Below are 2,470 nucleotides of genomic sequence, written 5' to 3' on the forward strand. Positions count from 1 at the left end.
CTATGAGATCGTGGAAGAAGCGGTCAAAGACTGGCTGGCCGAGCGCAGCCGAAGAAGGCGTCGTGAGTAACGTGGAGTCGTCGGACATGAAGATTGCCGCTTGCCGCAATATGGCTTGGGCCATTGACGCCAAGGCGGACGAGATTCCGACATTGATCTCCAACAACTAAAGTCGCTACTCTCGTGGCCCATTACCGCCCAGCGTTGACGGGGTTGGTCATTGCCGCTTGACGCCTATTGGTTTTGTGCGTCCAGATCATCGGAGTTGTTCTCATGGCGTTTTCGAGAGGGCTGCTTCGCTGCTGCTACAAAATCCTTCTTCAACAAGCTATGGTTCCTTCAGAATCATTACTTGAGGGAGGCTCTCATAATGCCACTGGTTGCACCTAACAAGGCACGATTAGTTACGTTACAAGACATTCTCGGCGCAACGTTTCGCGTGCCGGCATTTCAGCGGCTTTACGCATGGGGGATGCCCCAGTGGGAATCGTTAATTAATGACCTGATCGAAACGCAAGCCATTTCGAAACCTCTCTTCTTAGGAATGTGCGTTCTCTCGAATACTGGGGACGAATACGAAGTAATTGATGGGCAGCAACGTTTGACAACGCTCGCGATCCTCCTGAGCGCTTTACAGGACACTTCAATTGTGAGGCGCTTCGATGACGGACGAAGTGAGCTATTTATCATCCCGCAAGAGCCTGATGGCGTGTGGCTAAAGAAACTGTTCAATCGTGAGCAAGTAGGAATCCCGTCGCGCTATTCACAAAAGCTTCTATATGACGCGCATATGTTTTTCGAACAGCGAGGGGATTGCGTTACCGCGGAGCATATCAAGAAATCTCAAATGATACTTTATTGTTCTGAAGACCTACAGGGTGGAACCTCTTTATTTGAGAGAGTAAATATGCGTGGAAGGGAGGTGGCAAACATCGATCTGGTAAAAAACAGGCTTTTTGATTGGTCATCAAAAATTACAAATGCTTGCATACGGTCGGCATTGGAGGGTGAAATAAAGGATCGCTTTCAGGCTATTTTTAGAAACCTGAACCCATTTTCCGACGAAGGTGAGGTCGATCCCGATTCTTTCCTGAGAAATCATTGGATATTATTCGATCCAGAGTACACCAAAACAACAGATTTTTCAAACATGGTGCAGGAGGTAGATGACTTCCTGCGAAAGAGGACGCTCGATTATAGGAACGACGAAATCAAGTTTTTTAACGAGATATCTAATAGCGTAAGAGATTATATTCATTCTCTAGAAGAGGTATCTATTCTTTGGAGGAAGGTCACGGCGCCGCGTCATAATATTATTGACTATCAGCCGTTGCAGGATGCGCTTGTTTCTTTCAACCGACTGCGTCGGGAGGCAAATTTTCTACCAATTCTGATTGCGGCTTTGAAACAATGGGGAGAGCGCCCTGATACCGTGACATTTGTCAAGCTGGTTGAAATCGTCTGTTTCCGTGAAGTATTAGTGCACAGCCAATCAAATAAGAGTAGAACCGCTAAATGGAGCATTGCAAAGCGTATTTTCCGAAAAGATCTGAAGCTTCGCGACGCGGTTCATGAACTGTTCTGGGAGGCTTGCCCCTGGTGGGACATGGAGGAGGTGAAACGCCTCGATCCACAATCCGCCCAGACGACCACGCCAGAATACCTAGCGTCGTCGGCTTTCGACGACCCAAGCGCATACGACCGGTTTTATCGCGTGATTCATTATTTTTTCTGGGAATACGGCAAGTGGTTATTCAAGGCAGCCGAGTGGCCAGAGACTCGACAGGACGTCAGCGTTCAAACGAACGACCAGTGGGACGCAACTTTCAGGAAGCTTGAAGTGGAGCACATCTTTCCGCGTAACCCGCAGGACGCGGATGACAAGCTTGTAAAAGACCGCATTAAAGAAATGAGGCCATATTTGAACCACTGGGGTAATCTCACATTGCTAACCAAAAGAGATAATGCAAGCTTGCAAAACAGCAATTTTAGAGCGAAGCTTGAGGCGGTGTTAGAGGATAATAGCGCGTTGCTGTTTAATAAGCTTCTGAGAAATAAGGACTACAGAGGAAACCTCTTACGGCACGCGTGGAGTCCAAATAATTGTAGAAAACGGACCGAATATATGCGTGAATTCGCGAATACTAGATGGGGAAGTGCGGCTTTGCGACAATTCGAGCTAGAGCAGCGTGTGGAAACTGACGCTGGTGACTAGCTAGATGTCTATAAATCAGTCATGGTCGCTTGAGATATTGAACAATGCTGAGACGCCGATATTGGGCCAGATCTCGATGATCTGCCGTCGAAGCCCGCAGATCATCGACAAAGGTCGCGCGGTCTCTTTTGTGCTGGACAAGGAACCGGTCGGCGGTTGTCTGCAACCGCTGGCGCGCCCATCGGCTTCTTCAGACGGGTGAGCCAGTGAGGCCGCTCAAAGATGTCTGCTCCGACGCCCTCACGACCATTCGGA

At 48.7% G+C, this 2,470-nt stretch carries 1 protein-coding gene; it reads left to right on the forward strand.

What is annotated here, in order from left to right:
* Nucleotides 1–370: 370 nt before the first annotated feature.
* Nucleotides 371–2,215: a DUF262 domain-containing protein gene (locus A1351_RS04920; RefSeq protein ID WP_157096113.1), complete on the forward strand. Its 1,845-nt coding sequence runs from the start codon at nucleotides 371–373 to the stop codon at nucleotides 2,213–2,215.
* The last annotated feature ends 255 nt before the right edge of the window (nucleotides 2,216–2,470 follow it).

This window comes from Methylosinus sp. R-45379, from assembly GCF_001644125.1.
Lineage (GTDB): Bacteria > Pseudomonadota > Alphaproteobacteria > Rhizobiales > Beijerinckiaceae > Methylosinus.